This window comes from Streptomyces sp. NBC_01142, assembly GCF_026341125.1.
Lineage (GTDB): Bacteria > Actinomycetota > Actinomycetes > Streptomycetales > Streptomycetaceae > Streptomyces.
The window spans coordinates 49187-73319 of sequence record NZ_JAPEOR010000003.1; the positions used below are offsets into that span (position 1 = coordinate 49187).

Below are 24133 nucleotides of genomic sequence, written 5' to 3' on the forward strand. Positions count from 1 at the left end.
CCCTCATGCGCATCGATTTCGACCCCGTTCAGTGCGACCGCGACACCTTCTACCGGCTGATGACCGCCACGGTCGTCCCCCGGCCCATCGCCTGGGTCTCCACCACATCGGCCGAGGGGACCGACAATCTCGCCCCGCACTCCTTCTTCACGATCTCGTGCGTCTCGCCTCCGGTCGTCCAGTTCACCTCGGTCGGCCGCAAGGACTCGCTGCGCAATATCGAGGACACCGGCGCGTTCGTGGTCAACTTCGCGCCCGAGCCGCTCTTCGAGCAGATCAACGCGACCGCCACCGATTTCCCGCGCGGCGTCAGCGAGTTCGACGCGGTCGGTATCGCGCGCGAAGCGAGCCTGCGGGTGAAGCCGCCGCGTGTCGCAGCGTCCCCGGTAGCTCTGGAGTGCGAACTGCACAGCACCGTACGGCTGGGTGACTCGACCGTCGTTTTCGGCCGTGTCGTGCACGCGGCGATCAGCGACGACGTGATGGTGGGCGGGCACCCCGAGGTGACGAAGCTGGCGCCGCTCACGCGCCTCGGCAAGGACGAGTGGGGCATGCTCGGCGGCGTACGTGAGATCTCCCGCATCCCGTACGCGCAGTGGCGGGACGGCGAGGCACAGCGCCCCGAAGGGTGAGCGCCGCTCACCGCCCCGAGGGGGCGGTCAGCTCCTGACGGCCCGCAGGACCACGAACTTGGGGTCGCTCGCGACGACTTCGCAGTTGCCGAACAGGCGGCGCAGCTTCACGTGGTACCCGAGATGCCGGTTGCCGATCACCCACAGCTCGCCGCCGGGGCGCAGCGCGCGGCGCGAGCCGCCGAACATCCGGCGGGCCGTCGCGTCGGTCGTCGCCTGGTGCGAGTGGAACGGCGGATTGTTCAGCACCAGATCGACAGCCTCGTCCGGCACGTAGGACAGGCCGTCGCCGACCACGAACTCCGCCTTGGCGTCCGAGGCGATGTTCTCGCGGTAGGTGGCCTCGGCCGAGGCCACCGCGGAGAACGACTCGTCGACGAAGGTCACCGCGGCCTCCGGGTTGGCCAGCGCGGCGGCCGTGCCGATCACCCCGTTCCCGCAGCCCAGGTCCACCACGCGCTCGGCGCCGTGGCGCCTCGGCAGGCTGCGCAGGAAGAACCGGGTGCCGATGTCGAGGCGCTCGGCGCAGAAGATGCCCGCGTGGTTGGTGACGGTCAGGCCCGCGAGCGTGCCGACATCGGTGGGCAGCGCATACCGCAGCGGCCAGGGGCTGGGGACGCGGGCGAGCTGGGAGTCGGGCGTACAGAAGATGAGCCGCGCCTTCTTCACCGCCAGCGAGGTCCGGGTAGGACCGAGGATCCGCTCGAACAGCTTCAGCGTGGAGGTGTGGATCTCGGTGACCATGCCCGTGCCGATGACGACCGTGCCGGCGTGGACGGCGGGGGCCAGGCGGTGCAGCTGGTCCTCGAGCAGCGCGAGGCTCTTGGGCACCCGGATCAGCAGGACGTCGATCCGCTCCGGCGGGGTCTCCCTGGCCGACAGCAGCCGTACGGCGCCCGGGTCGACGCCGTTGCGCGCCAGATTCACCCGGGTGGCCTCCTGGCCGAGGTAGGAATCGGTGATCTGTACGGGGTGGTGTCCGGCGATCGAGGTGACCAGAGCGCCCCACCGGTCGCCGACGACGACCACGGAGCCACTCAGGTCCGTCGGCGCGGCCGCGTCGATTCCCTGGAGATGCCGGAGCAGGTACTCATCGGCAGCGTCCCAGGCGCGGAGTGTTTCGCGGGGGTCCTCGGGGAAGCGAGTGAGGTCGTACTCGCCCCATGACGTCGTCAAACGATTCATTGTGCACTCAGGCTAGCCGAGTGCTCGGTCATGCCGCGTATCCGTGGTGGGCCCGGCCGCCACGCCACTCGACGAGGTGAGGGTCGTCGAGGATCATGTCGGCGTCCTCCAGACCGGCCCGCCGGAGAAACTCCACGAGATCCCGGTCACTGTGGGCCAGACCGACGATCTCGCCGCGCACGGTGACACGGCGCCCGCCTCCGGGGGAGGGCGGAAGCACGACGATCGGCGGCTGCCAGGCCATGTCCCCAGGGTGCGCCGACGGCGCGGAGATCGCAGGTCGGGCGGCCCGTGGGCCGGGGAGGCGGCGGGTCCGCAGGCTGTCGCCGGAGTCCGCTCAGGCCGCCCGCTCGACGTCCTGATGGGCTGCCGCGGCCCACTCCACGACCAGTGCCTCGTACTCCGGCCGCCTCTCGTCGGGCAGCTCCCCGTCCGCCCACAGCTCGCGGATCCGGGTGTTCAGCTCGGCGGCGGACAACGTGGTGTCCGATGCCTTGGGAAAGGGGGACATGGCGACAGGTTAGGACCTCGGTCCGGCAGCCGTCTGCACCGCGTGCGGCTGCCTCAGTCGCCGGACTCGCCCGCGTGAGGGCTCAGCACATCCGTGCCGACCAGGATGAACAGCACGATTCCGAGCAGCACCCGGTAGATCACGAACGGCATGAAACTCTTCGTCGTGATGAACTTCATGAACCAGGCGATCACCGCGTAGCCCACCGCGAAGGCAATGATCGTCGCGAAGATCGTCTGCGGCCAGGACACATGCCCGCCCTCGCTCGCGTCCTTCAGTTCGAAGACGCCGGAAGCCAGGACGGCAGGGATCGCCAGCAGGAACGAGTAGCGGGCCGCCGCCTCGCGGGTGTAACCCATGAGCAGACCACCGCTGATCGTGGCACCCGAGCGGGAGACGCCGGGGATCAGCGCCATCGCCTGGCAGAGGCCGTAGATCAGGCCGTCCTTGACGCTCAGCTCCTGGAGGGTCTTGCGCTGCTTGATCGCGCGGTGCTTGCCGCCGGCCTCGTCGCGCGCGGCCAGCCGGTCGGCGATGCCGAGGACGATGCCCATGACGATCAGAGTGGTGGCGATCAGCCGCAGATCACGGAAGGGGCCCTCGATCTGGTCCTTGAACGTGACACCGAGCACGCCGATCGGGATCGATCCGACGATGACGAGCCAGCCCATCTGGGCGTCGTGGTCGCTGCGCAGCGCCTTGTTCGTGAGCGAGCGGGACCAGGCGGAGACGATCCGCACGATGTCCTTGCGGAAGTAGATGAGAACGGCCGTCTCCGTACCGATCTGCGTGATCGCGGTGAACGCCGCACCCGGGTCCTCCCAGCCGGCGAAGGCGGCGGTGAGCCGCAGATGCGCACTGGAAGAGATCGGCAGGAACTCGGTCAGCCCCTGGACGAGCCCGAGGATGAATGATTCGAACCAAGACATGAAAACTACGCCACCCAAGAGATGATCACGGTCTGACCGGCAAACGCGCGGGTCAGCAATGAGGTACCGGCTGCCGGTCGGTGCACCGGTGTGCTCATGCGATGGCGCGTGTGGTCGTCGTCATGCTGACCCTTTGCTGACTTGGCTGACGGTCTGTCAGATGCTCGCGGACTCATGGCGCGTCGCTGTCCCGATCAAGCGCCAGTCGGATGGCAGCGTAGCGTCCCCGGATGACGGGGTATGCCGCGGGCCCTGTGGGATCTGCCGTGCGGCCCACCGTGATGCGGGGCACCGAGCCCGCCGGGTGCCGTGGACCTTCCCCTCCGTGCCCGCCGGCTGCCGTGGACCTCCCCTCAGCACCCGCCCGATGCCGAGTCCTGCGCCGATGCGGGCCCGCGCTGCGAGGGGAGCGTCGGCGCTTCCACGGCGTACTGCGCCGCCTGGATCCGGTACAGGTCGCGGAAGACCTTCGGTCCGGTCACCTCGTCGGACAGCAGGTCGGCGAACGAGCCGGATTCCACGACTCGGCCGTGCTCAAGGACGTGGATCAGGTCCGCGGCCCTGACCGATCCGAGCCGGTGGGTGATGAGGATGACGGTCTGCCCCGCGTCGGCGAGGGTGCGGATCTGCTCGAAGAGCTGCTGCTCCGCCTTCGCGTCGAGTGCCGAGGTGGGCTCGTCGACGATGAGGATCTGCCCGGAGCGGTAGTGCGCGCGGCCGAGGCCCAGGCGTTGCCACTCACCTCCGGAGAGCTGATGGCCGCCCTTGTAGCCGCGGGCGAGGAGGGTCTGCCGGCCGCGCGGCAGCTCCTCGAGCAGCTCGTCGGCGCCCGCGTACGCGACGGCCCGGTCCAGACGGTCCTGACTCACCGGTGCCTCGGGGCGTCCGATGCTGATGTTCACTGCCGCGGTGAAGGGCCAGTGGTAGAAGTCCTGGCCCACCATCGCGACGCGGGAGACCAGCTCCTGCCGGTCGGCTTCCGCGGCGTCGACGTCGTCCCACAGGATGCAGCCCGAGTCGGGTCGGTAGAGCCCGCACAAGAGCTTGACCAGGGTGCTTTTGCCGCTGCCGTTCTCCCCGACGAGCGCGACGATCTTCCCGGTGGGGATGGTCAGACTGGCTCCGTCCAGTGCCCTCTTGTTGTCCTTGCCCTGGTAGGTGAAGACGACATCCTCGAAGCGGATCACGCGTGGTCGGGCGGGCAGCGGCAGTCCGCCCACCGGGATGGCCCGCTGGGCGGCCTCTTCGCAGAGCCGGTGCAGATCACCGACGAACAGGCTCTCCTCGTGCAGGTAGTTGATCTGGAGCACCAGGTTCTCGAGGCTGGAGGAGCCGCTGCGGATGGCGAGCACCGCTGTGCCGCCGACGGAGAGAGCCATCGCCCCGGTCCACAGCAGGCCGCCGAGCGTGGCATAGGCGGCAGCCGCCGCGACCCCGGTCCAGCCGGCCGCGATCAGGCCCGTACGGGCGGCGAGCCGGGCCAGCCTCTGCTGTTCCGCCTCCTGCGACTCGGACATGGCCCGGAAGTGGTGGAGGAGAAACGGCCCGACGTTGTGTACGCGGATTTCGGGAGCCGCCTCGGGGGAGATCAGTAAGCGGCCGATGAGCTGCCCGGCCCGCGAGTGCTGCACCCAGATGTGGAAGGACAGGTACCGGCGACGTGCGACGGACAGGGCCGCCCATGCGCTGGGCAGTGTCATGGCGACGAGCAGCGGCAGCAGCAGGGGATGCAGTACGGCGAGAACACCGGCCGCGGCGACCAGTGACAGCACGGCATTGATGACGTTCGTGCAGTACGTCACCATCCGGCGGGCGGAGCCTGAGCCGTACGAGGCGCTGTCGAGGAGCTTGTGGAACTCGTCGTCCTCCACCGCCTCCAGCTCCACCTTCGCGGTGTGCGTCAAGTAGCGCTCGGTGGCCACCCGCTCGACCTTCGGTTCGAGTTGTCCGGTGCCGGCCGTGGACAGGGCCCCCAGCACCGCGCCGATGAGCGCGGCGACACCGGCGACGGCCAGCGCCGGTCCGGCCGCGGTGAGGCGCTCGGCGGTGCTGCCCTTGTCGAGGAGATGGGCGAGGATCCGGTTCACGGCGATGAGGCCGGCCGCCTGACTGATCCCGCGGCCGATCTCCGCGCACGCCACAAGGCGCAGGGCCGACTTGTCCGCCTCCCACGCCAACTGGACGGTGATACCGATCAGACGCGGGAGCCGCGACACCATCGACCGCAGGTTCAGCTGCAGAAACGCGTCCTCGTGTTTGTTCCAGCCCATGTCGTAGCGCAGGGGGCCGCCGAAGAGCAGCTGCTCGGACTCGGAGGGCTCGGCGTGCGGTGTCTCGTCGGTACGGGGGGTGCGCTTGGGCATGGGCGCTCCTGTCGCAGACCGGGGGTGCGGGGCCAACGGTCGTAGAACGCCCTTGATCGCCGCCTCGTCACGGGGAGCGAGGGGCTATTTCCCGTACGACAGTTCGATCTCGAGGGGGCGGCTCAATAGGCGTACGCGCGCGGCGCAGGGCGGATCAGGCCCAGGCAGGCGGGATCAGGCGGTGCAGAGGTACCACGCGGCGCGGAGGGATCACGCGACGCGGCGGGATCAGCGGTCGCGCATGTGGTGACGCTTGCGCCAGGCGACCACGGCCGCGGCGAGACCGGTCACCACGATGAAGCCCATCGCGATCAGAAACGCGGGCGACGTCGGGGAACCCGCCCGGCTGCCCGCCACCACATACGCCGCCGTGTTCGGGATCGACCCCAGACCCGTCGCCAGCAGAAAGGGCACATAGCCCATACGGGAGACGGCCGCGCAGTAGTTGGCCGCGGCGAACGGCACTCCCGGGAAGAGCCTGATCGCCAGCATCGAGCGGAAGCCGTGCCGGCTCAGCTGACCGTCGGCCGCCTTCAGCCAGCGGCCCCGCAGCAGCGGCCGCAGTGCGTCCTGGCCCAGCACCCGGCCGAGAGTGAACGCGATGCCCGCACCCAGCACCGTCCCGGCGATCGCCGAGACCAGACCGGCCTGCGAGCCGAAGAGCGCCCCCGCCGCCAGATTCAGCAGCGGACGCGGAACGAACGCCGCGGTGCACACCCCGTACCCGACACCGAACAGGACCACGGCCGCCGCACCGCCGCTCAGCTGTGGCGGCCAGCCGGCAGACAGCAGCCGCTGCGGTTCGTACAGCACCACCATGACCGCCGCCGACGCCAGCACCATCACAAGCAGCGACAACCGGGACCAGGGCGAGAACAGTGCCCTGGAACAGCGGATGGCGAGGCCGGAGGCGGGCCTGGGGACGGGGTCGAGCATCCGGGGAGACTAACCGACAGACAGGTGTGATCGCCGTAATGTGAGCCGCATGCCCCCTGCCGTCCCGCGCAGCGATCTCGCCGACACCGTCATGGAACGGCTCACCGCCGTGTACCCCACCGGAGCCGACCCGACGCGCGCCACCCGGGCCAGGGCATACATGAAGGACGTCGCCCCCTTCCTCGGTATCCCCACCCCCGCCCGCCGCGCCTTGCCCGCACCGTCCTCACGGGCACCCCGCGCCCCGACGAGGTGGACTGCGCGGCCGTCGCCCTGCGTTGCTGGGCTCTGCCCGAGCGCGAGTACCAGTACTTCGCCGTCGACTATCTGCGCCGCCATGCGGGGCGCTGCTCGTCGGGCTTCCTCCCCGTGGCCCACCGGCTCGTTGTCACCGTCCCCTGGTGGGACACGGTCGACCTGCTCGCCGCGCATGTCGTCGGCCCCCTGGTGGCCGCCGACCCGGAACTGAAGTCCGACATGGACGCCTGGATCGAGGACGAGAACCTGTGGGTCGCGCGCACCGCGCTGCTCCACCATCTCCGCTACAAGGACGCGACCGACACCGGGCGGCTCTTCGGCTACTGCCTGCGCCAGGCCGCCCACCCCGACTTCTTCATCCGCAAGGCGATCGGCTGGAGCCTGCGCGAGTACGCCAGGACCGATCCGGACGCGGTACGCGACTTCGTCGACGGTGCCCGCGACCGGCTCGCGCCGCTGTCCGTACGAGAAGCGCTCAAGCATCTGTGACCCGCTGAACTCCCGCACACGGAAAACCATTCGACGCGGCCATGCCGGTCGGCGATCATCGACGACATGTTCCGGTACGCCTTCCTCGCAGCGCCGTCCGCAGTCGCGGACGCGCCGAAGGCTGCCGCATTCCCCGCAGCGGCCGCAGCCGCCGCTGTCGCAGCGCCCGTCGACGGCGCCCGAAGCTGACCCTTCCCGGATCGTCCGGCGGACCCCACAGGGGGAGGGTCGGCAAGGACCAGGGGTCCCCATCACGCTTCGAGATCCGAGGAAGAAAGCCATGCCCAAGACGGCATACGTGCGCACCAAGCCGCACCTCAACATCGGCACCATGGGCCACGTCGACCACGGCAAGACCACACTGACCGCCGCCATCACCAAGGTCCTCAGCGAGCGCACCGGCAGCGGTACCTCCTACGTTTCGTTCGACCGGATCGACCGGGCGCCGGAGGAGGCGCAGCGGGGCATCACCATCAACATCGCGCACGTCGAGTACGAGACCGACACCCGCCACTACGCGCATGTCGACATGCCGGGCCACGCCGACTACGTCAAGAACATGGTCACCGGAGCCGCGCAGCTGGACGGGGCGATCCTCGTCGTCTCCGCGCTCGACGGGGTCATGCCGCAGACCGCCGAGCACGTCCTGCTCGCCCGCCAGGTGGGCGTCGACCACATTGTCGTCGCCCTCAACAAGGCGGACGCGGGAGACGACGAGCTCACCGACCTGGTGGAGCTCGAAGTCCGGGAGCTGCTGACCGCCCATGGCTACGGCGGGGACGCCGCCCCGGTCATCAGGGTCTCCGGCCTGAAAGCGCTGGAGGGCGACCCACGCTGGACCGCTGCCGTCGAGGCACTGCTCGACGCCGTCGACACCTATGTGCCCATGCCCGTCAGGTACACGGACGCTCCGTTCCTGCTGCCGGTGGAGAACGTGCTCACCATCACCGGCCGCGGCACGGTCGTCACCGGTGCGATCGAGCGCGGCAGTGTCCGTGTCGGCGACCGCGTGCAGGTCCTGGGCGCGGACGGCGATCCGCAGACCAGCACCGTCACCGGCCTGGAGACCTTCGGCAAGCCGATGGAGTGCGCGGAGGCCGGCGACAACGTCGCACTGCTGCTGCGCGGTATGGCGCGTGACGCCGTGCGCCGCGGCCATGTGGTGGCGGCACCCGGCAGCGTCGTACCCAGCCGGCGCTTCACCGCGCAGGTGTACGTCCTCTCGGGCCGGGAGGGCGGGCGTACGACCCCGGTCTCCACCGGGTACCGGCCGCAGTTCTACATCCGCACCGCGGATGTCGTCGGAGACATCGACCTCGGCGATGCGGCCGTCGCACGCCCCGGCGAGACGGTCACCATGACCGTCGAACTCGGCCGTGACGTACCGCTCGAGACCGGCCTCGGCTTCGCGATCCGCGAGGGCGGCCGCACCGTCGGCGCGGGCACGGTCACCGCGCTGGTCTGACCACCGGCGCGGCGCCCCGGTTCCGGCCGGCCTCCCGTACCCCACGGGAGGCCGGCCGGGGCTCGTCGGAGTCCGGGCACAATGGGACGGTGAACGAGCAGATACCCGTCATCCGCGACGTCGACGGCGGCACCGCCAAGCTCATGCCGGACGTGGACCGGGAACGGGCATGGCTGCTGACCGTCGACGGCGCGCCCCAGTCGTACGTCGACCTCGACGCGCCCACGCATCTGGAGTTCGAGTACGTACGCAGGCTCGCCCATGTCGTCGACTGTGCAGCGGACGAAGGCGCGCCGCTGGATGTGCTGCACCTCGGGGGCGGCGCGCTGACCCTGCCCCGCTATGTGGCCGCGACCCGCCCCGGATCGCGCCAGGAGGTGGCAGAGGCGGACCGGGGCCTGCTGGCACTGGTCACCGAGCAACTGCCGCTGCCCGACGGCTCCGGCGTCCAGGTGCACGGCACGGACGCCCGCGCCTGGGTCGAGTCGGCTCCGGCGGATTCGGCGGATGTGCTCATCGCCGACGTCTTCGGCGGCTCGCGGGTGCCCGCCCATCTGACCTCGGTGGCCTACGCGCGGGCGGCGGAGCGGGTGCTGCGGCCCGAAGGGATCTACGCGGCCAACCTCGCCGACGGCGCGCCCTTCACCTTCCTCCGCTCCCAACTGGCCACCTTCGCCGAGGTGTTCGAGTATCTGGCGATCATCGCCGAACCGGCCGTACTGCGCGGTCGGCGCTTCGGCAACGCGGTGCTGCTCGCCTCGCACGCTCCGCTCGACACTGCCGCCCTGGCCCGCCGTACCGCCTCCGACACCTTCCCCGCACGGGTTGAGCACGGCCCGCCGCTGGCGCGGCTCATCGGGGATGCGAAGGCGGTACGCGACGAGGACGCGGTGGCCTCACCCGAGCCACCCGACGGCGCCTTCAGCGTCGGCTGAGGGCGCGGACCTTTCGAGCGGCTCCGGTCGGCCTCCGGTCGGTCTCCGGGCTCGGGGGCCGGGCGCCTCAAGAACCGCCGGAACCCTCGGCGAGCCGCACTGTGCCCAGGATCTTCTGGATGGTTGCGTCCGGGAGCTCGTCCTTGATGCCGGTGTTGGCGTAGAGGACCCACGACTTGAAGTCGCCCTCGGGGTTCTTGAAGGAGAAGGCGATCGACTTACCGTCGGTGGAGCACTTGTCCTCCTTCTTGACGCCGAGCGCGGTGGCCGTCGCGACACTGCCCTGAAGACCGGACTTGGTGGTGTACGGCTGCGCCTTGGTGATCTTGACCGTGCCCTTGGGTTCCTTCTGGGCGTATCCGGCCCAGACCCAGTTCCCGGCCTCGTTGTAGGCGGCCGTGTCGGCGTCCTTCGCGCCCTTGCCGCCCTTGGTGCCGACCGTGCTCAGGCCCGAGTCCTCTGCCTTGCCGTCCTTGTCACCGTCGACCGAGCACCACTTGCTCTTGTAGTGCGCCGGGGCCGACATGCCGACGACGAGCGTGCCGTCGCCCGCCTTCTCGTCCTCGAAGCCGACGCCCACACCGGTACCGGCGACCTCCCACTCCGGAGGGACGTCGAACTGCGTGCCGTGCTGGGGATTGGTGACGACCTTCCAGCCCGCGATGGTCGGCTCGGTGGTGCCGCCGCCGCGCGGGTTCTCGGCCGGAGCCGAGGTGGAAGCGCTGGGCTTCTTTGTCGGCTTCTGCGAGGAGTTGACCTTGCTGCCCTCGTCAGAGGTGCCCTTGTCGTCGTCCTTGAGTACCAGGACGCCAGTGATCACCGCAGCCGCGACGACGGCCGTGGCCGCGACGATCGCGACGATGGTCGTCTTCTTCTTGTCGTCCTGCGGCGGCTGGGGCCCACCGGGCGGCTGCCCGGGCACGGCGTACTGCGGCGCGGTCGGCTGCTGGTAGGGGTTGGGCTGCTGGCACCCCGGCTGCTGATACGGATTCGGCTGTTGGTAACCCGGCTGCTGGTACGGGTTCTGATCCTGCGGGTTCTGCTCGCCCCCGGGCGGCTGCTGTCCTGGCCACATGGCGAGTAACGATAGAGGTGTGGCGTTCCGCATGCCACGCCCGCCCCCCGTCGGGGATGGCCAAGCGGGCTACTCGTGGGTAACATCGCATCCCATGAGCGCTGATCAGATGTCCGTCGGCGAGATGCTCGCCGCCACGGTTCCCATGGCCAGGACCCTCAACCTGGAGTTCCTGGAGACCACCGCAGACCGTGCTGTCGTCCGTATGCCGGACCAGTCCGACTTCCACAACCACGTCGGCGGCCCGCACGCCGGCGCGATGTTCACGCTCGCCGAGACCGCGAGCGGCGCCATCGTCATAGCCGCCTTCGGCGACCAGATGACCCGGGCCGTGCCGCTCGCTGTCAAGGCGGAAATCGGCTACAAGAAGCTGGCGATGGGCGTCGTCACGGCGACCGCCACCCTCGGCCGGCCGATCGCGGACGTCGTCGCGGAGCTGGACGCGGGCGAGCGCCCGGAGTTCCCCGTCGTCATCGCCATCCAGCGCGAGGACGGCGCGGTGACCGGAGAGATGACCATCGTCTGGACGCTGCGCCCCAACGCCTGAGCACCGCCGGGCCCGACGACGACCAGGTAGGCTGCCCGGCGTGCGCCGAAGGGGGCGCGCGCCGGGCAGTGGCTACAGCGAAATTCGGGAGCGGCGTTGCACGTCCAGGAGTGGCTCGAGACCGTCCCTGCGGTCAGTATCTATCTCCTGGTGGGGGTGGTCATCGGGCTCGAGAGTCTGGGCATCCCGCTGCCGGGGGAGATCGTCCTCGTCAGCTCGGCGCTGCTGGCCTCCCAGCACGGGGACATCAATCCGTACATCCTCGGCGCCAGCGCGACGGCCGGCGCGATCATCGGCGACTCGATCGGCTACGCCATCGGGCGCAAGGGCGGCAGACCGCTGCTTGCCTGGCTGGGCAAGAAGTTCCCCAAACACTTCGGTGACGCGCAGATCGCCATGGCGGAGCGGTCGTTCGAGAAGTGGGGCATGTGGGCGGTCTTCTTCGGCCGCTTCGTCGCGCTGCTCCGGATCTTCGCCGGGCCGCTCGCGGGCGTACTGCACATGCCGTACTGGAAGTTCCTGATCGCCAACGTCTTCGGCGGAATCCTCTGGGCCGGCGGCACGACCGCCGTCATCTACTCCGTCGGCGTGGTCGCCGAGGCCTGGCTCAAGCGGTTCTCCTGGCTGGGACTGGTCCTCGCCGTGCTGATCGGAGTCACCTCGATGCTGGTGCTGAAGAGCCGCGCCAAGAAGGCGGCCGCGGAGGTAAAGGACCGTTCCGAGGCGGCCGAGCCCGTGCCCGTCGCCGACTGACCGACTCGGCGCACCGGCGTGGTGCGGCGCCGCGCGGAGCAGGGGTCGAAAGGCTGAAGAGGAGAGACGGCGATGGCGGGACAGGCATTGATCGCGGGAGTGGGCGGAAAGGAACCGAGCATCGCGCCCGGGGCCTTCACTGCCCCTACGTCCGTGGTGCTCGGTGAGGTCACCATGGCCGCGGGCTCCAGCGTCTGGTACCACACGGTCCTGCGTGCCGACTGCGGCCCCATCGTCCTGGGCGCCGACACCAACATCCAGGACAACTGCACGGTGCATGGCGATCCGGGCTTCCCGGTCACGGTCGGCGAGCGTGTCTCGGTCGGCCACAACGCCGTACTGCACGGCTGCACCGTCGAGGACGACGTACTGATCGGCATGGGCGCCACCGTCCTGAACGGCGCGCACATCGGCGCGGGTTCGCTGATCGCGGCGCAGGCACTGGTGCCGCAAGGGATGCAGATCCCGCCGGGTTCCCTGGTCGCGGGCGTGCCCGCCAAGGTCAAGCGCGAGCTGACCCAGGAGGAGCGCGAGGGCATCAGTCTCAACGCCGTGATGTATCTGGAACTGGTCAAGGGGCACCGCGCAGTGCCCGAGATCGCCTGACCACGGCTGCGGCTGCGGCTGCGGCGGCCGCGACGAGGAGCGGACCGCCCGGGTGGGGCGAACATCACAGCACGTCGCAGTGATCACCACAGGCAGTGCCGACTACCGTGTGCGGGTGCCGAAGAACAGAAACACGTTCTCGTCGCCGGCCTCCTGGCGGCGACGCTTCCTCGCGCGCGCCGTCCACCGCGGCTGGCGCTGGGTGCAGGAAGCGGGCTCCGTCACCGCCGAGCACCCGGGACTGCTGCGCTTCCGGCTGCTCGGCTCCGGCACCCGGCTCGCCTTCCCGCAGGGCACGGTCTTCGGCGAGGCGTGGATCGAACTCGGCGACCACTGCATCATCGGCGAGCAGGTCACCCTCACCGCCGGGATGATGCCGGGCCTCGATCTCGGCCCCGACCCCATCCTGACCCTGGGCAACGGCGTGGTGCTGGGCCGCGGCAGCCATGTCATCGCCGACACCAGGGTGACGATCGGCTCGGACACGTACTGCGGTCCGTACGTCTACATCACCTCGACCAACCACAGCTACGACGACCCGCACGAGCCGGTCGGCAAGCAGTGGCCGCGCGCCGAACCGGTGGAGATCGGGCCGGGCTGCTGGCTGGGGACCGGCGCGGTGATCCTGCCCGGTGCCCGGCTCGGCCGCAATGTCGTGGTCGCGGCGGGCGCGGTCGTACGGGGCGACGTCCCCGACCACTCGGTGGTGGCAGGCGCCCCGGCCCGGGTCGTACGGAGCTGGGATCCGGTACGGGGCTGGCAGCCCCCGCTGCGTACGCCCGCGCCCGTGCCGATCCCGGAAGGCGTCACACCCGAACAGCTGCTGGCGCTGGCCGACCTGGAACCGGACACTCCCTAGCCACTCGCGAGCAGGACCGTGCCCACCAGCGCGAGACCGGCACCGGTCGCCTGGAGACCGCGCATCCGCTGCTTGAGGATCACGAGAGCGGCGAGCACCGTCACCACCGGATAGAGGTTGGCGAGGACGGCGGCAATGGTGACGGGCCCGATCTGCGCGGCGACGGCGTACGTGCCGTTGGCCGCGACATCGGCGAGACCGACGAAGGCGAGGGCGGGGAGTGCCCTCCACACGACACGTATCCCACCGTCTTCAGGGAGCGCCCGCCCGCCCCGCTTCACCGATACGTACAGTGCGGCGCCGCCGACCACGACATTGGCGACGCGCTGTACGAAGAGCGCGAGGAAGAGCCCGGTGAGGGTGGTCGAGGCCTCGGCGATCAGGGAGAGCACCGCGCCGAACCCGAACGCGGCGATCACGGTCAGCAGGATCGCCTGCCGCTGCACCGGCGCACCCCGCAGCTGAGGTCCGCCCGCCAGTACGATGCCGGCCACGGCGACCGCGATACCGGCGATCTGGAGCAGTCCGGGCCGCTCGCCGATGGCCAGCCCGACGCCGACGGGCACCAGGACGCTGAGCGATCCCAGCGGCGAGACCACACCCATCGGGCCCAGGGCGAGCGCCTTGTAGAAGCACAGCAGTGCCACCGGGCCGACGGCGCCCGCCGCGACGGCGTACCAGAGCTGCGGGCCGGCCTCGGCGAAGCCGCCGGTGGCGACGACGATGGCGCCCAGCACCACGACCGCGATGGACTGCGAGGCGACCACGACCGTGAGCGCCGGTGTACGTCGCGTCAGCAGTCCGCCGCCGAAGTCGGCCAGCCCCCACAGCAGGCTGGTGGCCAGGGCGAAGAGTGCGGTCATGTCGTGCCTCGCAGTACAGTGCAGTGAACGTTCTGGTGCACCACACCATAGTTCAGTCCATTGAACTATGCCATCTAAAATATTGGACGGAATGTGTCGGATTTCGACCAGCTCACGCAGTCGCTCGCCCGCAACCTCAAGCGCCGGCGCGGCGAACTGGGCCTCACGCTCGACGCCCTCGCCGCCCGCGCAGGGGTCAGCCGCGGCATGATCATCCAGATCGAGCAGGCGCGTACGAACCCGAGCGTCGGGACCACGGTGAAGCTCGCCGACGCCCTCGGTGTCAGCATCACCACGCTCCTCGACGAGGAACAGGGGCCCCAGGTCCGCCTCGTGCCTCCGGAGCAGGCGGTGCGCATGTGGTCCACCTCGACCGGCAGCCACACCACCCTGCTGGTCGGCACCGACAGCCGAGGCCCCCTGGAAATGTGGGCCTGGCATCTGATGCCCGGCGACAGCAGCGCCTCCGACCCGCACCCCGACGGGACGATGGAGCTCCTCCACGTCACCGCGGGCGAGCTCACCCTCGTCGTCGACGGCGAGTCCCACCCCGTGCCTGCCGGGACGTCCGCCGCCTTCGAGGCGAACGTCCCGCACAGCTACCGCAACGACGGCGAGGAAGCGGTGGACATGACGATGGCCGTCTCGGTCGTGCCCGCCCGATGAGACGGTCAACCGCACGCCCGGACACCGCTGTTAGCGTGGCCGTATGCGCGCTCCCATCGGAAACTTCGACGACGCCAGGCCCGCGCCCGACTGCCTCGGCCTGCTGACACGGCCGGTCGCCGACGCCGTACGCGCGTGGCACGGCGACGTCCCGGCCGAGCAGCTGATCTACGTCGACACCGACCCGGAGATCGCGGACACGGCCATCTTCGCGGAGCACCACGGACAGGAGCTGCTCGACGAGTCGGCGAACTGCGTGGTCGTATCGGGCAAGCGGGGCGGCGAATCGACGCTCGCCGCGTGCCTCGTCCTCTCCCGCACACGCGTCGACGTGAACGGGGCCGTACGCAAGCAACTGGGTGCCCGCAAGGCATCGTTCGCGCCCATGGACACGGCGACGGGCGAGAGCGGCATGGAGTACGGCGGTATCACGCCCATCGGGCTCCCCGCCCACTGGCCGCTGCTGGTGGACTCCGCCGTCCTCGACACGGAGTGGGTCCTCATCGGCAGCGGCCGCAGGCGGGGCAAGCTGATCGTGCCCGGCAAGGTCTTCGCCGGGCTGCCGGGCGCCGTCGTCCTCGACGGCCTCGGCATCTGAGGTGGGCCGGCCCCCGGGAGTCAGCCGAGGTGGGCCGGCCCGGGGAGTCAGCCGAGCCGGGGGATCTCGATCGCCGGGCAGCGGTCCATGACCATGTCGAGACCGGCCGCGCGGGTACGCTCCCACGCCTCCTCGTCGATCACCCCCAGCTGGAACCAGACCGCCTTCGCGCCGACCGCGACGGCTTCCTCCGCGACAGATCCCGCGAGGCCGGAATTGACGAAGACGTCGACCACGTCGACCTCGAACGGGATGTCGGCGAGCGTGGCGTACCCCTGCTCGCCGTGGACCGTCTCCGCCTTGGGGTGCACCGGCACGATGCGCTTGCCGTAACGCTGGAGCACATCGGCGACGCCGTACGCCGCCCGCGCCTGATTGCCGGACAGGCCGACCACCGCCCAGGTGTCGCCCGTCGACGTCAGAATCCTGCGGATGGTTGCCGGGTCGCCGTACATGGCCTGCTCCTCCTGCGGTCGACAGTCTCGCTCAGCGACAACAGGCGGGTGCTCCCGGTGATTCCGCCGCCGGGCGGCACATAGGGTGGGCGGAATGCAGGACCAGTACCGGACGGTCGCCCGCGAGGGTGTCCACGAGACCGAGATCAACCGATCGCGCTTCATCTGCGCGCTCGCCCCCGCGGCGACCGAGCAGGAGGCGCAGGCCTTCGTCGCACGCATCCGCAAGGAGCATCCGACCGCCACGCACAACTGCTTCGCGTATGTGATCGGCGCCGACGCCGCCGTACAGAAGGCGAGCGACGACGGCGAGCCGGGCGGCACCGCCGGAGTGCCCATGCTGCAGATGCTCATGCGCCGCGAGATCCGGTACGCCGTGGCCGTCGTCACCCGGTACTACGGGGGTGTGAAACTCGGCGCGGGCGGGCTGATCAGGGCCTACGGGGGAGCGGTGGGCGAAGCCCTGGACGCGCTCGGCACCCTCACCAGGCAGCGCTTCCGGCTGGCCACCGTCACCGTCGACCACCAGCGGGCGGGCAAGCTGGAGAACGATCTGCGGGCGACCGGACGGAACGTGCGCGAGGTGCACTACGCGGAGGCGGTGACCATCGGGATCGGGCTGCCGGACACCGAGGTCGACGCCTTCCGGGCGTGGCTGGCCGACACCACGGCGGGCACCGCGGGACTGGAGCTCGGCGGTGAAGCGTATGGAGATGCCTGAAGCCGCCCGTGATGTCCGACCCCACCGATACTCTCGAGGATCATGAGATTCCTGCATACGTCGGACTGGCACCTGGGACGGTCGTTCCACCGGGTGAGCCTGCTCGACGCCCAGGCCGCGTTCCTCGACCACCTGGTGGCCACGGTGCGCGAGCGCGACGTGGACGCGGTGCTGGTCGCAGGGGATGTCTACGACCGGGCCGTGCCACCGCTCGCGGCCGTGGAGCTCTTCGACGAGGCGCTGCACCGGCTCGCCGCCGCGGGCGTACCGACCGTCATGATCTCCGGCAACCACGACTCGGCGCGCAGGCTCGGTGTCGCGGCGGGGCTCATCGAGCGCGCCGGGATACATCTGCGCACGGATCCGGCGGGGTGCGCCACCCCGGTGCTGCTCGGCGACGCCCACGGCGAGGTGGCCTGCTACGGACTGCCGTACCTGGAACCCGCCCTGGTGAAGGACGAGTTCAGAACCGAGAAGGCCCGTCACGAGGCGGTCCTCGGCGCGGCCATGGAGCGCGTACGCGCCGATCTCGCCGGCCGTGAGCCGGGCACCAGGTCCGTCGTCCTCGCCCATGCCTTCGTCGCCGGCGGAGAGGAGAGCGACAGCGAGCGCGACATCACCGTCGGCGGTGTCTCCGCCGTACCCGCCGGCGTCTTCCACGGTGTCGACTATGTCGCCCTCGGACATCTGCACGGCTGCCAGACGATCACTGAGCGCGTGCGCTACTCCGGATCACCCCTCGCCTACTCCTTCTCGGAGACCCACCACCGCAAGACCATGTGGCTCCTCGACCTCGACGCGCAGGGCGACATCACGGCCGAGCGCATCGACTGTCCCGCGCCCCGCCCGCTCGCCCGGCTGCGCGGCACGCTCGACGCGTTGCTCGACGACCCGGCGCTGGAGAGGCACGAGCAGTCGTTCGTGGAGGTGACCCTCACCGACCCGGTGCGCCCGGCGGAACCGATGGCGCGTCTCACCGAGCGGTTCCCGCACACGCTCAGCCTCCTCTTCGAGCCCGAACGCTCCGGCGAGGACAGCCTCGCGTCGTACGCACAGCGCCTGAAGGGGCGCAGCGACCAGCAGATCGCGGAGGACTTCGTGGCACATGTGCGCGGCGGCAGCGGACCCGACGACGGGGAACGCACGGTGCTGCGCGGCGCCTTCGACGACGTACGGGTGGACGAGGGCGTGCGCGAGGTGGCCCGGTGAGGCTGCACAGGCTGACCGTCACGGCGTTCGGCCCGTTCGGCTCCGGTCAGGAAGTCGATTTCGACGCGCTCTCCACCGCCGGGATCTTCCTCCTCCACGGCCCGACCGGCGCGGGCAAGACGTCCGTCCTCGACGCCGTCTGCTTCGCGCTGTACGGGGCGGTGCCGGGCGCACGGCAGAGCCCGGGCGCCTCGCTGCGCAGCGGCCACGCCCCCGTCGGCACCTCCACCGAGGTCTGCCTCGAACTGACCGTCGGGGGACGGCGGTTGGAGATCAGACGCCGTCCCGCCCAGCCGCGTCCCAAGGCCCGCGGGAAGGGGTTCACCACCGAACGCGCCCAGAGCTGGCTGCGCGAGTACGACTCCGAGGGCGCCGAGTGGAAGGCGCTGAGCCGCTCCCACCAGGAGATCGGCGAGGAGATCACCCAGCTCGTCGGGATGAGCCGCGACCAGTTCTGCCAGGTGGTGCTGCTGCCGCAGGGCGACTTCGCGCGTTTTCTGCGCGCCGACGCCGAAGCGCGCGGCAAGCTGCTCGGCCGGCTCTTCGACACCCGCCGCTTCGCCGCGGTCGAGGAGCGCCTGGCGGAACAGCGGCGCGCCGCGGAGCAGCAGGTACGGGCGGGAGACGAGCGGCTCCTCGCGGTCGCCCACCGGATGGAACAGGCAGCCGGCGCGGCGGCCGGCGGCTGGCCGGTTCCGCAGCAGCAGCCGGGCGACCCCGGACTCGCCGAGGCCGTCCTCGCCTGGGCCGCCGTCGCCCGTGCCGGAGCCCGGGAGACGCTGGACATCGCCGATTCCGCGCTGTCCGCCTCGGAGAGCAGGCAGGCAGCCGCCCGCCACGCCCTGGACGCCGAGCGTGAACTGGCCCGGCTGCAACAGCGGTACGAGGACGCGCGGCAACGGGCCGATGCGCTCGCGACGCGCCGTCCCGAGCGGGAACAGCTGCAGGCCAGGCTGGAGCGGGCGCGCAAGGCGGAGCTCGTGGGCCCCGCGCTGCGGCTGCGCGACGACGCCGAACGGGAGCACCACAGCGCGAGCGCGGAGCACGAGCGGGTGCGGGCCCTGCTCCCGCCCGACCTGGCGGACGCGGGCGCGGAACAGCTGGCGGTACTGGAGCGCCGGCTGCGCCAGGACCTGGGCGGCCTCGACGCCGCCCGCCGGGCGGAGCGGCGCAGCGCGGAGATCACCGGCGAGCGGGCGGACCTGGACCGCCAGGCCCGGGCCGACGACGAGATCCTCCACGACGCGGCGGGCTGGATGGCCGGCTGGGAGACCGCACGGCGAAGCCACCAGGAGCGGATCGTGGCCGCCCAGGAGGCGGCCACGCGTGCCGAGAACCTTGCGGGACAGCTCGAACCGGCCCGCCGCAGACTGCAGGCCGCACGCGAAAGGGACCGGCTGGCGGCGCGCACCGAGGGCGCCGAAGACCTGCTCCGTACGGCCCGCGAGCACGCCGGCACCGCCCGCGAGAGCTGGCTCGATCTCAAGGAACGCCGACTGCGGGGAATCGCCGCCGAGTTGGCGGCAGGCCTGGCGCCGGGCACACCGTGCGCGGTCTGCGGTTCGTCCGAACACCCCGCACCGGCCCGCGCCGGTGACGGGCACGTGGACCGTACGGCGGAGGACGCGGCGTACCAGGAGCATGCGGCGGCGGACGCCGCGAAAGCGGACGCGGAACGGGAACTGGCGGTGGTGCGCGAGGCGTTCACGGCGGCCCGGGAGCAGGCCCGTCCGATGCCGCCGGGACCTGCGGCCGGGGACGTCGATCCCGACGCGGCCGAACTGCTCTCGGTCGTCCGGCGGTTGGAGCGTGAGCACGCAGACGTGCATGGCGTGGCCTCCGGGATGCACGCCGCCCGCGAGGCGCTCGACCGGGCCGAGCGGGAGCATGAGGGGCGGCTCGCCGCGCTGCAGCAGGCCGAGCGCCGCGCCGCCGCACGTACGTCCCGGCGTGAAGCCATCGACCGTGAACAGGCGGCACTGGAGAGCGAGTTGACCCTGGCCAAGGGGGGTGCGGGCAGTGTCGCCGAGCATGCCGCCCTGCTGGAGCGGCGGGTGCGGATCCTTGCCGAGGCCGCAGAGGCCGTACGGTCCGTCGACATGACCGCGCAGCGTCTGAAGGACGCCGACGGCCGGCTGGCCGACGCGGCGTTCCGTACCGGGTTCGACACACCCGCGGCAGCCGCCGCCGCGCTGGTCGGCGACGCGGAACAGCGTGACCTCCAGCACCGCATCGACGCCTGGCAGACCGAGGCCGCCGCGGTCGCCGACCGGCTGGCCGAAGCGGACACCCGCAGCGCGGCCGAACACCCGGCCGCGGACCCCGAAGCGGCCCGGGCCTCCCATGACGCCGCCGAACGCGCCCTGCGCGACGCGGCGTCGGTGCTCGACGCCGCCCGCGAGCGGTGCGCCGCGCTCGCCCGGCTGTCGCGGCAGGCCGAGACGGAGGTACGGCGGCTCGGCCCGCTGCGTGCGGAGTACGACCGGGTGGCCCGGCTCGCCGGGCTCACCGCCGGCACCTCCGCCGACAACGAACGCAAGATGCGCCTCGAGTCGTACGTCCTGGCGGCCCGCCTCGAACAGGTTGCCGCGGCCGCCACCGTACGGCTCCAGCGCATGTCGTCCGGGCGGTACACCCTGGTGCACTCCGACGCCCGGGTGGGCGGCAGGCGATCCGGGCTCGGACTGCATGTCGTGGACGCCTGGACCGGCAGCGAGCGCGATACCTCGACCCTCTCCGGGGGCGAGACCTTCTTTGCCTCGCTCGCCCTGGCGCTGGGCCTCGCCGATGTGGTGACCGACGAGGCCGGCGGCGTACGACTGGACACCCTCTTCATCGACGAGGGCTTCGGCAGCCTGGACGACCAGACGCTGGACGAGGTGCTGGACGTGCTCGACTCGCTGCGCGAGAGGGACCGCAGCGTGGGCATCGTCAGCCATGTCGCCGATCTGCGCCGCCGTATCCCCGCGCAGCTGGAGGTCGTCAAGGGCCGGCACGGCTCGGCGGTGCGCCACCGCACGGCAGGGGTCGCCGACTGATCCGGGCGATCAGCCGCCGACCGCGCGGCGCGGCAGCGGCGAGGAGTAGACGATGCTCGTCGTGACCGACCCCAGCGCGCCGATCTTCCCCGAGACCTCTTCGAGATGACTCATCGAGCGGGCGGCGACCTTGAGTACGAAGCAGTCGTCGCCCGTCACATGGTGGGCCTCGAGGATCTCGGTCGTCGTCTCCAGCAGGTCATGGAAGGGCTTGTAGTTGCCGTTGGGGTAGCGCAGCCGCACGAAGGCCAGGATGGGCAGCCCCAGCCGCTCCTGGTCGACGACCGCGGCGTAGCCCGTGATGACCCCGGCCTCCTCCAGCCGCCGCACGCGCTCGGTGACGGCGCTCGCGGACATGGAAACGGCCCTGGCCAGCTCGGCAAAAGTGGCCCGGCCCTGGTTCTGCAGGGCGTGAAGGATGCGCCAGTCGGTGGCGTCCGGTGAATATCCGGTCATGCTCGAGAGATAACAGGGAAATCCCCGGCGGATCAAGACAAGCCCCGGGGATTGTCACTTCATGGAAACGATCAACGATCGTAGATTTTCAGTCATGACGACGACGCAGCTCACCGCTTCCCAGGCTCCCGCGACCGCCAACGCCGTGCTCCGTGTCCCGCCGGCCTCTCCCGCCGCTGCGGCCGCCTACTTCGGCGCCGGCCTGGCCTTTCACGCCGATGTCTCCGACGTCGCCTCGGCGTTGGCGGCCGGCGGTGACCCCGGATTCGTCGTCCTCGACTCCCGCTCCACCGAGTCCTGGGACCAGGGGCACGTTCCCGGTGCCGTCCACCTGCCGACCGCGCTGATCCCGGAGCAGGCGGAGCAGCTGCTGGACAAGTCCGTGCCGGTCATCACGTACTGCTGGGGCCCGGGCTGCAACGGTGCGACGCGCGCCGCCCTCGCCCTCGCCGAACTCGGCTACCAGGTCAAGGAGATGCTCGGCGGCTTCGAGTACTGGGCCCGTGAGGGCTTCGCGTTCGAGACCTGGGAGGGCAGCGCCAAGCGCGCCGCCGACCCGCTCACGGCGCCCGTCGACTCCGACGACTGCGGCTGCTGATCCCTCGCCCGCTACCGTATGACGGAGGGGGAGGCGCGAAGGAGCGGCGCGTCCGAGCAGCTGGTTTCGGCCAGTGGACGACGAGCCCGCGCCCGCGGGCTCGTCCGGTACGCGGCCGACCGGGCGCGTAGCCGGTGGTGCGCAGTGGTTGCACGGGCGGCCACGAGCCGAACTGACGGCCCTGTCACGGTCGCTGCCGACCGACGGGCCGCCTGTACGGCGGGCGGCCCAGTCGGTTCGCCGGTCGGCCGGTCCGGTGTCAGAGCTTGGACAGTTCGTCGACCAGGTCGTCGAGCCCCAGCGAGCCCTGTGACAGCGCCGCCATGTGCCACGCCTTCGCGTCGAACGCGTCACCGTGCGCCTTGCGGGCGTTCTCCCGTCCCAGCAGCCACGCCCGCTCGCCCAGCTTGTAACCGATGGCCTGCGCCGGAACCGACAGATAGCGCGTCAGCTCGCTCTCCACGAAGTCCGCCGGCCGGCCGCTGTGGCTGCCGAAGAACTCCTGCCCCAGCTCAGGCGTCCAGCGCTCGCCGGGATGGAACGGCGAGTCCGCCGGGATCTCCAGTTCCAGATGCATGCCGATGTCCACGATCACCCGGCACGCCCGCATCATCTGCGCGTCCAGGTAGCCGAGCCTGCGCTCAGGGTCGGGCAGGAAGCCCAGCTCGTCCATCAGCCGCTCCGCGTACAGCGCCCAGCCCTCGGCATTGGCGCTGACCCCGCCGATCGTCGCCTGGTAGCGGGACAGCTGGTCCGCGACATGCACCCACTGCGCGATCTGCAGATGGTGACCGGGCACGCCCTCGTGGTACCAGGTCGACACCAGGTCATACACCGGGAAGCGGGTGGCGCCCATGGTCGGCAGCCAGGTGCGGCCGGGGCGGGTGAAGTCCTCGGACGGACCGGTGTAGTACGGCGCCGCCGCGCCGCCCGGCGGAGCGATTCGGGACTCCACCTTCCGTACCCGCTCGGCGAGTTCGAAGTGGGTGCCGTCCAGCGCCTCGATCGCCTCGTCCATCAGCTTCTGCAGCCAGGCCCGCACCTCCTCCTCCCCCTCGATGTGCTCACCGTGCACGTCGAGATGGGCGAGCGCCTCCCAGGGCCCGGCGCCCGGAAGGATCTTGTCCGCCTCGGTCTTCATCTCGGCCAGCAGCCGGTGGTACTCGGACCAGCCGTATGCATACGCCTCGTCGAGGTCGAGGTCGGTGCCGTTGAAGAAGCGCGACCAGCGGGCGTAGCGCTCACGGCCGACCGTGTCGGGCGCGTCCGCCACGGCCGGGGCGTAGACATCGCGCACCCAGTCCCGCAGTTCGACCAGTGCCCCGGTCGCGGAGCGAGCCGCCTCGTCGAGTTCGGCGCGGAGCGTGAGGGGGCCGCCCGCCGCGAAGTCCTCGAACCAGCTCCGGTCCGTACCGATCCACTCGGTCAGCTGACCGACAAACGTCTCCGTGGCGCGCGGGCCACCCAGTAGCTTCCGCTCAAGTCCCAGCGCCAGCGAGGACCGGTAGCCCTCCAGGGCACCCGGGACCGCCCGCAGCCGCTGGGCGACGGCCCCCCAGTCCTCATCGGTCTCCGTCGGCGTCACGGTGAAGACCTCGCGCACGGTGTGCGCGGGCGAGCGCATATTGCTCACCGTGCGCAGTCCCTCATCCGCCTCGTGCACGGCGAGTTCGGCCGTCAGACGCTCCCGCAACAGTCGGCCGCAGCGCCGTTCCGCATCGCTCTCGGCACCCGGCAGCTTTTCGGCATCGTCGAGCCTGGCGAGTGTCTCGCGGGTGAGTTCGGCAAAGGCCTCCTGACCGGCCGGTGAGTAGTCGGGAAGAAGACCCGAGCTCTCCCTGACCCCCAAGTAGGTGCCCACGGTGGGGTCGAGTTCGATGAGTGCGTCGACATAGGCGTCGGCGACCTGGCGGGGCAGCGCGCTGCTGGAAGTGTCTGGCATGCGCACATCCTCATACGAGTAAGGGGTCCGCGTCACCATCATTG

General features: G+C 70.9%; 24 protein-coding genes and 1 pseudogene. 14 read left to right on the forward strand and 11 right to left on the reverse strand.

Annotated features, from left to right (window positions below; genetic code table 11):
- Positions 1-5 precede the first annotated feature (5 nt).
- On the forward strand, positions 6-632 hold the full coding sequence (locus OG883_RS34215; RefSeq protein ID WP_266549895.1) for a flavin reductase family protein: 627 nt from the start codon (positions 6-8) through the stop codon (positions 630-632).
- A gap of 27 nt (positions 633-659) precedes the next feature.
- On the opposite strand, the gene OG883_RS34220 is transcribed toward OG883_RS34215, so the two are convergent.
- From OG883_RS34220 to OG883_RS34245, 6 genes are all read right to left on the reverse strand, one after another.
- Positions 660-1817 (reverse strand): methyltransferase, encoded by a 1158-nt coding sequence (locus OG883_RS34220; RefSeq protein ID WP_266549898.1) that lies wholly within the window; start codon positions 1815-1817, stop codon positions 660-662.
- Positions 1818-1845: 28 nt separating this feature from the next.
- Positions 1846-2061, reverse strand: a complete 216-nt coding sequence (locus OG883_RS34225) for a hypothetical protein (RefSeq protein ID WP_266549900.1) — start codon at positions 2059-2061, stop codon at positions 1846-1848.
- Between the two features lie 93 nt (positions 2062-2154).
- Positions 2155-2328 (reverse strand): hypothetical protein, encoded by a 174-nt coding sequence (locus OG883_RS34230; protein WP_266549902.1) that lies wholly within the window; start codon positions 2326-2328, stop codon positions 2155-2157.
- A gap of 53 nt (positions 2329-2381) precedes the next feature.
- Positions 2382-3257: an undecaprenyl-diphosphate phosphatase gene (locus OG883_RS34235; protein ID WP_266549904.1), complete on the reverse strand. Its 876-nt coding sequence runs from the start codon at positions 3255-3257 to the stop codon at positions 2382-2384.
- Between the two features lie 353 nt (positions 3258-3610).
- Complete coding sequence (locus tag OG883_RS34240) at positions 3611-5620, reverse strand: ABC transporter ATP-binding protein (RefSeq protein ID WP_266549906.1); 2010 nt, start codon at positions 5618-5620, stop codon at positions 3611-3613.
- A gap of 228 nt (positions 5621-5848) precedes the next feature.
- A complete protein-coding gene (locus OG883_RS34245) occupies positions 5849-6556 on the reverse strand; it encodes a TVP38/TMEM64 family protein (protein WP_266549907.1) in 708 nt (235 codons plus the stop codon).
- Positions 6557-6605: 49 nt separating this feature from the next.
- Between OG883_RS34245 and OG883_RS34250 the strand changes: the two are divergent.
- The 3 genes and pseudogenes from OG883_RS34250 to OG883_RS34260 all read left to right on the forward strand — a co-directional run bounded on the left by OG883_RS34250 (position 6606) and on the right by OG883_RS34260 (position 9703).
- Positions 6606-7303: pseudogene (locus OG883_RS34250) on the forward strand (DNA alkylation repair protein).
- 280 nt (positions 7304-7583) lie between these two features.
- Positions 7584-8768, forward strand: coding sequence for an elongation factor Tu (tuf, locus tag OG883_RS34255; RefSeq protein WP_266549908.1), 1185 nt, complete (start codon positions 7584-7586; stop codon positions 8766-8768).
- 89 nt (positions 8769-8857) lie between these two features.
- The gene (locus tag OG883_RS34260; protein WP_266549910.1) at positions 8858-9703 is read left to right on the forward strand and encodes a spermidine synthase; all 846 of its coding nucleotides are present in this window, start codon (positions 8858-8860) and stop codon (positions 9701-9703) included.
- Between the two features lie 67 nt (positions 9704-9770).
- Here OG883_RS34260 and OG883_RS34265 read toward each other — a convergent pair whose 3' ends face one another.
- A complete protein-coding gene (locus OG883_RS34265; RefSeq protein WP_266549912.1) occupies positions 9771-10778 on the reverse strand; it encodes a hypothetical protein in 1008 nt (335 codons plus the stop codon).
- 109 nt (positions 10779-10887) lie between these two features.
- On the opposite strand from OG883_RS34265, the gene OG883_RS34270 reads away from it, so the two are divergent.
- The 4 genes from OG883_RS34270 to OG883_RS34285 all read left to right on the forward strand — a co-directional run bounded on the left by OG883_RS34270 (position 10888) and on the right by OG883_RS34285 (position 13543).
- A complete protein-coding gene (locus OG883_RS34270) occupies positions 10888-11325 on the forward strand; it encodes a DUF4442 domain-containing protein (protein WP_266553068.1) in 438 nt (145 codons plus the stop codon).
- A gap of 96 nt (positions 11326-11421) precedes the next feature.
- Positions 11422-12078, forward strand: coding sequence for a DedA family protein (locus tag OG883_RS34275; RefSeq protein WP_266549914.1), 657 nt, complete (start codon positions 11422-11424; stop codon positions 12076-12078).
- 72 nt (positions 12079-12150) lie between these two features.
- Entirely contained in the window at positions 12151-12684 is a 534-nt protein-coding gene (locus OG883_RS34280) for a gamma carbonic anhydrase family protein (RefSeq protein WP_266549917.1), read from the forward strand.
- 115 nt (positions 12685-12799) lie between these two features.
- Positions 12800-13543, forward strand: coding sequence for a DapH/DapD/GlmU-related protein (locus OG883_RS34285; RefSeq protein ID WP_266549919.1), 744 nt, complete (start codon positions 12800-12802; stop codon positions 13541-13543).
- On the opposite strand, the gene OG883_RS34290 is transcribed toward OG883_RS34285, so the two are convergent.
- Positions 13540-14406: a DMT family transporter gene (locus OG883_RS34290; RefSeq protein WP_266549921.1), complete on the reverse strand. Its 867-nt coding sequence runs from the start codon at positions 14404-14406 to the stop codon at positions 13540-13542. The genes OG883_RS34285 and OG883_RS34290 overlap by 4 nt on opposite strands.
- Before the next feature lie 93 nt (positions 14407-14499).
- Between OG883_RS34290 and OG883_RS34295 the strand changes: the two genes are divergently transcribed.
- Positions 14500-15072 carry a helix-turn-helix domain-containing protein gene (locus OG883_RS34295; RefSeq protein ID WP_266549924.1) on the forward strand — a complete coding sequence of 191 codons (573 nt, stop codon included), beginning with the start codon at positions 14500-14502 and terminating at the stop codon, positions 15070-15072.
- 43 nt (positions 15073-15115) lie between these two features.
- Positions 15116-15670 (forward strand): YbaK/EbsC family protein, encoded by a 555-nt coding sequence (locus OG883_RS34300; RefSeq protein WP_266549927.1) that lies wholly within the window; start codon positions 15116-15118, stop codon positions 15668-15670.
- A gap of 47 nt (positions 15671-15717) precedes the next feature.
- Here the strand turns inward: OG883_RS34300 and OG883_RS34305 are convergent, their stop codons facing one another.
- A complete protein-coding gene (locus OG883_RS34305) occupies positions 15718-16125 on the reverse strand; it encodes a CoA-binding protein (RefSeq protein ID WP_266549930.1) in 408 nt (135 codons plus the stop codon).
- A 94-nt stretch (positions 16126-16219) separates the two neighbouring features.
- Here OG883_RS34305 and OG883_RS34310 point away from each other — a divergent pair, with 94 nt between their 5' ends.
- From OG883_RS34310 to OG883_RS34320, 3 genes are read left to right on the forward strand one after another with little or no spacing between them, the layout of a single operon-like run.
- Positions 16220-16846 carry a YigZ family protein gene (locus tag OG883_RS34310; RefSeq protein ID WP_266549932.1) on the forward strand — a complete coding sequence of 209 codons (627 nt, stop codon included), beginning with the start codon at positions 16220-16222 and terminating at the stop codon, positions 16844-16846.
- A gap of 42 nt (positions 16847-16888) precedes the next feature.
- On the forward strand, positions 16889-18055 hold the full coding sequence (locus tag OG883_RS34315) for an exonuclease SbcCD subunit D (protein ID WP_266549934.1): 1167 nt from the start codon (positions 16889-16891) through the stop codon (positions 18053-18055).
- Positions 18052-21093, forward strand: a complete 3042-nt coding sequence (locus OG883_RS34320; RefSeq protein WP_266549937.1) for an SMC family ATPase — start codon at positions 18052-18054, stop codon at positions 21091-21093. Before OG883_RS34315 ends, OG883_RS34320 begins: the two co-directional genes overlap by 4 nt.
- A 9-nt stretch (positions 21094-21102) precedes the next feature.
- Here the strand turns inward: OG883_RS34320 and OG883_RS34325 are convergent, their stop codons facing one another.
- Positions 21103-21549 carry an Lrp/AsnC family transcriptional regulator gene (locus OG883_RS34325; RefSeq protein ID WP_266549940.1) on the reverse strand — a complete coding sequence of 149 codons (447 nt, stop codon included), beginning with the start codon at positions 21547-21549 and terminating at the stop codon, positions 21103-21105.
- Positions 21550-21643: 94 nt separating this feature from the next.
- On the opposite strand from OG883_RS34325, the gene OG883_RS34330 reads away from it, so the two are divergent.
- Complete coding sequence (locus tag OG883_RS34330; protein WP_266549943.1) at positions 21644-22147, forward strand: rhodanese-like domain-containing protein; 504 nt, start codon at positions 21644-21646, stop codon at positions 22145-22147.
- A gap of 259 nt (positions 22148-22406) precedes the next feature.
- Here OG883_RS34330 and OG883_RS34335 read toward each other — a convergent pair whose 3' ends face one another.
- Positions 22407-24089 (reverse strand): DUF885 domain-containing protein, encoded by a 1683-nt coding sequence (locus tag OG883_RS34335; protein WP_266549945.1) that lies wholly within the window; start codon positions 24087-24089, stop codon positions 22407-22409.
- Positions 24090-24133 lie beyond the last annotated feature (44 nt).

What these genes read in the sequence shown, in the direction of transcription:
- OG883_RS34215 (WP_266549895.1), top strand. Translation starts at nt 6, where the DNA reads ATGCGCATCGATTTCGACCCCGTTCAGTGCGACCGCGACACCTTCTAC.
- OG883_RS34220 (WP_266549898.1), bottom strand. Translation starts at nt 1,817, where the DNA reads ATGAATCGTTTGACGACGTCATGGGGCGAGTACGACCTCACTCGCTTC.
- OG883_RS34225 (WP_266549900.1), bottom strand. Translation starts at nt 2,061, where the DNA reads ATGGCCTGGCAGCCGCCGATCGTCGTGCTTCCGCCCTCCCCCGGAGGC.
- OG883_RS34230 (WP_266549902.1), bottom strand. Translation starts at nt 2,328, where the DNA reads ATGTCCCCCTTTCCCAAGGCATCGGACACCACGTTGTCCGCCGCCGAG.
- OG883_RS34235 (WP_266549904.1), bottom strand. Translation starts at nt 3,257, where the DNA reads ATGTCTTGGTTCGAATCATTCATCCTCGGGCTCGTCCAGGGGCTGACC.
- OG883_RS34240 (WP_266549906.1), bottom strand. Translation starts at nt 5,620, where the DNA reads ATGCCCAAGCGCACCCCCCGTACCGACGAGACACCGCACGCCGAGCCC.
- OG883_RS34245 (WP_266549907.1), bottom strand. Translation starts at nt 6,556, where the DNA reads ATGCTCGACCCCGTCCCCAGGCCCGCCTCCGGCCTCGCCATCCGCTGT.
- tuf (WP_266549908.1), top strand. Translation starts at nt 7,584, where the DNA reads ATGCCCAAGACGGCATACGTGCGCACCAAGCCGCACCTCAACATCGGC.
- OG883_RS34265 (WP_266549912.1), bottom strand. Translation starts at nt 10,778, where the DNA reads ATGTGGCCAGGACAGCAGCCGCCCGGGGGCGAGCAGAACCCGCAGGAT.
- OG883_RS34270 (WP_266553068.1), top strand. Translation starts at nt 10,888, where the DNA reads ATGTCCGTCGGCGAGATGCTCGCCGCCACGGTTCCCATGGCCAGGACC.
- OG883_RS34280 (WP_266549917.1), top strand. Translation starts at nt 12,151, where the DNA reads ATGGCGGGACAGGCATTGATCGCGGGAGTGGGCGGAAAGGAACCGAGC.
- OG883_RS34290 (WP_266549921.1), bottom strand. Translation starts at nt 14,406, where the DNA reads ATGACCGCACTCTTCGCCCTGGCCACCAGCCTGCTGTGGGGGCTGGCC.
- OG883_RS34300 (WP_266549927.1), top strand. Translation starts at nt 15,116, where the DNA reads ATGCGCGCTCCCATCGGAAACTTCGACGACGCCAGGCCCGCGCCCGAC.
- OG883_RS34305 (WP_266549930.1), bottom strand. Translation starts at nt 16,125, where the DNA reads ATGTACGGCGACCCGGCAACCATCCGCAGGATTCTGACGTCGACGGGC.
- OG883_RS34310 (WP_266549932.1), top strand. Translation starts at nt 16,220, where the DNA reads ATGCAGGACCAGTACCGGACGGTCGCCCGCGAGGGTGTCCACGAGACC.
- OG883_RS34315 (WP_266549934.1), top strand. Translation starts at nt 16,889, where the DNA reads ATGAGATTCCTGCATACGTCGGACTGGCACCTGGGACGGTCGTTCCAC.
- OG883_RS34325 (WP_266549940.1), bottom strand. Translation starts at nt 21,549, where the DNA reads ATGACCGGATATTCACCGGACGCCACCGACTGGCGCATCCTTCACGCC.
- OG883_RS34330 (WP_266549943.1), top strand. Translation starts at nt 21,644, where the DNA reads ATGACGACGACGCAGCTCACCGCTTCCCAGGCTCCCGCGACCGCCAAC.
- OG883_RS34335 (WP_266549945.1), bottom strand. Translation starts at nt 24,089, where the DNA reads ATGCCAGACACTTCCAGCAGCGCGCTGCCCCGCCAGGTCGCCGACGCC.